The 5708-nt window shown below is 65.9% G+C and carries 5 protein-coding genes; all 5 read left to right on the forward strand.

What is annotated here, in order from left to right:
• Positions 1-144 precede the first annotated feature (144 nt).
• On the forward strand, positions 145-1236 hold the full coding sequence (locus FJZ36_17710) for a DUF2961 domain-containing protein (GenBank protein MBM3216735.1): 1092 nt from the start codon (positions 145-147) through the stop codon (positions 1234-1236).
• The gene (purL, locus tag FJZ36_17715) at positions 1236-3629 is read left to right on the forward strand and encodes a phosphoribosylformylglycinamidine synthase subunit PurL (GenBank protein MBM3216736.1); all 2394 of its coding nucleotides are present in this window, start codon (positions 1236-1238) and stop codon (positions 3627-3629) included. Before FJZ36_17710 ends, purL begins: the two co-directional genes overlap by 1 nt.
• 19 nt (positions 3630-3648) lie before the next feature.
• Complete coding sequence (locus FJZ36_17720) at positions 3649-4206, forward strand: VCBS repeat-containing protein (protein ID MBM3216737.1); 558 nt, start codon at positions 3649-3651, stop codon at positions 4204-4206.
• Positions 4022-4735 carry a VCBS repeat-containing protein gene (locus FJZ36_17725; protein ID MBM3216738.1) on the forward strand — a complete coding sequence of 238 codons (714 nt, stop codon included), beginning with the start codon at positions 4022-4024 and terminating at the stop codon, positions 4733-4735. Before FJZ36_17720 ends, FJZ36_17725 begins: the two co-directional genes overlap by 185 nt.
• Positions 4736-4754: 19 nt before the next feature.
• Positions 4755-5708 (forward strand): Gfo/Idh/MocA family oxidoreductase (locus FJZ36_17730; GenBank protein MBM3216739.1); only part of this gene is annotated, 954 nt, incomplete at its 3' end.

Here is a 5708-nt window from a genome sequence, read left to right on the forward strand (position 1 = left end):
CTACCTCGACGAGCCGTCCTCTCTGCCTGAGGATTTCCGGGATCGGGAGCTCGCTGCGCGCGTCCGAAATTCCTTGACTCACTTCGTGTTCGAGGGCAGATGGGGCTCGACATCGACTCTCGTGATGCCTTCGAAAGGAAGCGAATGACGCCATTCAACGGGCTCGGCATGCATCCGGGGAACCTGTGGCGTCTCTCGAACGCCCGTACGCGGTCGATCAGCGCCGAAAACCCCGGCGGCGCGAAGGGCAGGGGCGGCATGGCAACCGAGGGAACGGGCGCGTCGTGCGCTCGCGACCTCGGCGTCGGGTGGAAGGTATCGCCGAGCGTCGTTATCCGGGCTGGCGAGACGTACACCATCGCCGACATCGCGGGCCCCGGGGCGATCCAGTCGATGTGGCTGAGCGGCGACGTGTCGCGCAAGGGCCCGGTGGCACGGTACTACATCCTGCGCATCTACTGGGACGACCAGGAAGCGCCGTCTGTCGAGACGCCCATCGCCGACTTCTTCGCGTCAGGGTGGGGGCGGTTTGCCCAGATCAACTCGCAGATGGTCGCCGTCAATCCTAACCGCGCCTACAACTGCTTCTGGGAGATGCCCTTCCGTAAGCGATGCCGCATCACGCTGGAGAACCGGCACACCGAGCCGCTGACGCACTACTACCAGGTCAACTACACGCTGACTGATGTGCCGGATGATGCCGCTTACTTCCACGCCCAGTTCCGCCGGACGAACCCTCTGCCCTACAAGCAGCCCTATACGATCCTCGAAGGCGTCGCGGGACAGGGTCAATACGTCGGAACGGCGCTGGCGTGGGGTGTCAACAACACCGGCTGGTGGGGCGAGGGCGAGATCAAGTTCTTCCTCGACGGCGACGGCGAGTTCCCGACCATCTGCGGAACCGGCACCGAGGACTACTTCGGCGGAGCCTACAACTGGGACGTCGATGGGCAGTACACCGCCTACTCGACGCCCTACATGGGCATGTGCCCTGTGATCCGACCGGACGGGACCTATCAGTCGCAGCAGCGGTTCAGCATGTACCGGTGGCATGTCGTCGATCCGGTCCGGTTCGAGGGAGACATTCGCGTGACGATCCAGGCTCTGGGATGGCGCAGCGGCGGGCGGTATCTGCCGTTGCAGGACGATATCGCATCCGTCGCGTACTGGTACCAGACGCTGCCGACGCCAGCGTTCCCGTCGCTCCCTGATGTCGACGCCCTGGAGATCATCTGATGCCCGCGAACGTCGGCACGATCCCGCTGCGCGACGCGACGGACGACGAATTGCTCGACATCAGCCGTCGCGGGACGCTCTCGCTGAATCTGACGGAGATGCGCGCGGTTCAGGCGTACTACCGGTCGAAGGGGCGAGACGCGACGGACGTCGAGCTGGAAACCATCGCCCAGACGTGGTCGGAGCACTGCGTCCACAAGACGTTCCGAGGCGTCATCGAGTATCGCGAGGGCGAGAGCGTCGAGGTGATCGACAGCATCCTCCGCAGCACCATCGCCCGCGTGACGCGCGAGCTCGACTCCGACTTCTGCGTGTCCGTGTTCAAGGACAACGCGGGGATCGTCCGGTTCAGCGACGACTACCACATCGCTTTCAAGGTCGAAACGCACAATCACCCGTCCGCCATCGAGCCGTACGGCGGCGCAGGAACCGGCATCGGCGGAGTCATCCGAGACATCCTGGGAACCGGCCTGGGCGCCAAGCCGATCCTGAACACCGACGTGTTCTGCTTCGGCCTGCCGGATGCCTCGTACGACGACCTGCCGAATGGCGTGCTCCATCCGCGCCGCATCTTCAAGGGCGTCGTCTCTGGCGTGCGGGACTACGGGAACCGCATGGGAATCCCGACGGCGAACGGCGCGATCCTGTTCGATCCGCGCTATACCGCGAATCCGCTCGTCTTTGCCGGGACGGTAGGGATCATTCCCATCGACCGCGTCGAGAAGGGCGCGAAGCCCGGCGACCTGATTCTCGCCGTCGGCGGGCGCACGGGCAGGGACGGCATCCACGGCGCGACCTTCTCGTCGCTGGAGCTCGATGAGACGTCCGAATCGCTGGGAAGCGTCGTGCAGATCGGCAACCCGATCGTCGAGAAGATGGTCAGCGACACGTTGCTGCAAGCGCGCGACTTGGAACTCTATCGGGACGTGACCGACTGCGGCGCGGGGGGGTTCTCGTCGGCGGTCGGGGAGATGGGCAAGGACATCGGCGCGCGGGTTCACTTGGAGCGCGTGCCGCTGAAATACGCCGGTCTGCTGCCGTGGGAGATATGGCTCTCCGAGGCGCAGGAGCGGATGGTTCTGGCGGTTCCGCCGGAGAACCGGGACGCGATCCTGGACGTGTTCCGGGCGGAGAACGTCGAAGCGACGGTTCTCGGGGAGTTCACGGACACAGGCCGGCTGGAGGTTTTCTTCGAGGACGAGCGCGTCGCTGACATCGATATGGAGTTCCTGCACGACGGCATCCCGCGTGCGATGAAGCAGGCGGTCTGGAACCCGCCGACGCGGCGCGACCCACAGTTCCCGGAGCCTGCCGACCTGACCGAAGCCCTCCGTGCGATCCTCGCGGCGCCGAACGTCGCCAGCAAGGAGTGGGTCGTCCGGCAATACGACCACGAGGTGCAGGGCGGTCTGGTTCTGAAGCCGCTGGTTGGCGCGTCCGACGACGGACCCGGCGACGCATGCGTCGTGCAGCCCGTTCTCGGTGAACCCGAAGGCGTGATCGTCGCCAACGGGATCAACCCGAAGTACGGCGACATCGACCCGTATTGGATGGCGGCTCTCGCCATCGACGAGGCGCTGCGGAATGTCGTCGCCGTCGGTGGATCGCGGACACGGACGGCGCTGCTCGACAACTTCAGTTGGGGGAACCCGGACAAGCCCGACCGGCTGGCGGGACTCGTCCGCGCGTCCAAGGCGTGCTATGACATCGCCAAGGCGTACGAGACGCCCTTCATCTCCGGCAAGGACAGCCTCTACAACGAGTACCGCGATGGACGTACTGGCGAACAGGTCGCGATACCGGGGACGCTGCTCATCTCGGCGATCTGCGTGGTGCCCGATGTCGAGAAGGTCGTGTCCATGGACGCCAAGGCTCCGGGCGAGGTCGTCTACGTTCTCGGACGGACCTACCGCGAGCTTGGGGGCTCCCACTATTACGCCCTGCTCGGTGAGGTCGGAGCGAGCGTGCCGCAGGTGCGTCCCGATGAGGGCCGGCGGAGCATGGACGCCCTCCACGCTGCCATCCAGGCGGGGCTGGTCAGCGCGGCGCACGACTGCTCGGAGGGCGGTATCGCGGTCGCAGCGGCGGAGATGGCGTTCGCTGGCGGCTTTGGCATGGCGCTGTCCGTCGAGGGTGTGCCGGTCGCGGATAGGCTGATCCGAGCAGACGAGATTCTGTTCTCGGAGTCGGCGAGCCGATTCATCGTCACGGTGAAGCCCGAGGACGCGGACCGGTTCGAGAGCGTGCTGGCGTCACACGGAGCGGCCTTCGGACGGATCGGAACCGTGACGGCGTCGGATCGGTTCGTCGTCCGCCGAGACGACGGCTCCGAGTGCGTCTCCGCGTCCATTGACGACCTGAAAGCCGCGTGGAAGGGCACGTTCGCTTGGTGAGCCGCAGGAGGCAGAGACGATGCGTGCCGTGGTTCTGCTCGCGTGGCTGGCGGCATCCGCTGCGGGCGCGGACGTGCGCTTCGAGCATGTCGTCATCGACCGCGAGTTCTGGGGCGACTGCAAGGCGATCGGCGACCTTAACGGCGACAGGCTTGCCGACCTGGTTCTCGCCAACCGCGACTGGCTCATCTGGTATCCCGCTCCTGAGTGGAACCGAGTCGTCATCACACGCGACGCCAGCAACTTCACGACCGACATGGAGCTTGGCGACGTGGACGCCGACGGCGACCTGGACGTCGTCGTGCCAGATGGCTCCGCCGGCATCCTCCGCTGGTACGAGAACCCCATGCCCGCAGGCGATCCGAGCTCCGACCCATGGGCTCCCCACCTGATTGGCGTCCACAACGAACACGCGCACGACCTGGAGCTCGCCGACGTCGACGGGGACGGCCGTCTCGACGTGGTCACGAGGCCCAAGGGATCGCATCTTTGTCTGGGCACGCGAATCGGGCGATGTATGGAAGCATACGACGTTCGCGTGCCCCGACGGCGAAGGCCTCGCGACCGGCGACCTTGACGGCGATGGGTCACCGGACATCGTCGTTGCGAGTCGATGGTACCGCCGCGCCAACGGTGCGTGGACGGAGCATGCCTACGCCGACTGGCGTCATGGCGATACATCCGTGAAGGTCGGAGATATCAACGGCGATGGCAGAGCCGACATCGTCCTGACGCCATCGGAAGGAACCGCGCGTCTTGTGTGGTTCGAGGCTCCCGAAGACCCCACGACGAGCGGATGGCGCGAGCATGTCGTCCAGGACCCGATCGCGTTCACGCACTCTCTGGAGCTCGCCGACGTGGACGGCGACGGAGCGCTGGATATCGTGACCGCGGAGATGGCGCAGTCGGACGACCCGGATGAAGTGCTCGTCTTCTTCAATGCCGGCGGGGGCCATTCATGGCGGCGCCAGGTCGTGGCGGCGACGGGCTCGCACAACCTGCGCGTCGGCGATCTAGACGCCGACGGTGATATCGATCTCTACGGCTCCAACTGGCAGGACCCGCCCGTCGGACGCGTCGAGTTCTGGCGGAACCTTTCGCGCTGATGCGAGTGGGAGGGAGAGCATGACGACCTATCGCGCCGGAGTCATCGGGCACACGGGACGGGGCAACTACGGACACGGACTCGACACGGTCTATCTCGACGTCGCGGAGACGGAGATCGTCGCTGTCGCCGATGCCGACGGGGTAGGACTGAACGCCGCCGGGGAACGGCTCAAGGTTCCCGCGAAGGCTCGATACGCCGACTACCGCGAGATGCTTCGGCGCGAGAAGCTCGACCTGGTGAGCGTCGCGCCGCGATGGGTCGATCAGCATCGCGACATGGTTATCGCGGCGTCACAGTCCGGCGTCAGGGGCATCTACTGCGAGAAGCCGCTGGCGCGAACAGCTCGAGAAGCCGACGACATGATCCGGGCCTGCGACGAGAACGGCGTCAAGATCGCCGTCGCGCACCAGACGCGCGCGCACCCGTTCATCGCCGAAGCCAAGCGCATGATCGCCGACGGAACCATCGGCGAGATCCGCGAGCTCCACGGGTTCGGGAAGATGGACAGCCGGGGCGGCGGGCAGGACCTGATGGTTCTCGGCACGCATATCCTCGACCTGATGTGCTACTTCGTCGGGACGCCGCGATGGGTTCAGGCGTCGGTGCTTCAGGACGGTCACGACGCAGGTCGGCGCGATGCGCGGCTCGGCGACGAGCACATTGGGCCCATCCTCGGGAACTGCCTGCACGCGACGTATAGCTTCGCGGGCGGCGTGCTGGGCCACTTCTTCTCGCGCAAGGAAGGGAACCGGTTCGCGAACCGGTCGATGGGGCTGCATATCCTCGGCAGCGACGGAATCCTCGCCTACCGAGGCGGATACCTGATGCACTACCCGCATCCGTGCTGGACGCCGGCTCCGTCCGACTCGGAGTGGCGCGTTGTCTGCGAACCGGCGGGGCACAGCGTCGAATCGCTGAACGCGCCGCTCGTCCGTGACCTGATCGCCGCTGTTGAGGAAGACCGCGACCCA

It is taken from the genome of Candidatus Poribacteria bacterium, assembly GCA_016866785.1.
In the GTDB taxonomy this organism is placed as follows: Bacteria; Poribacteria; WGA-4E.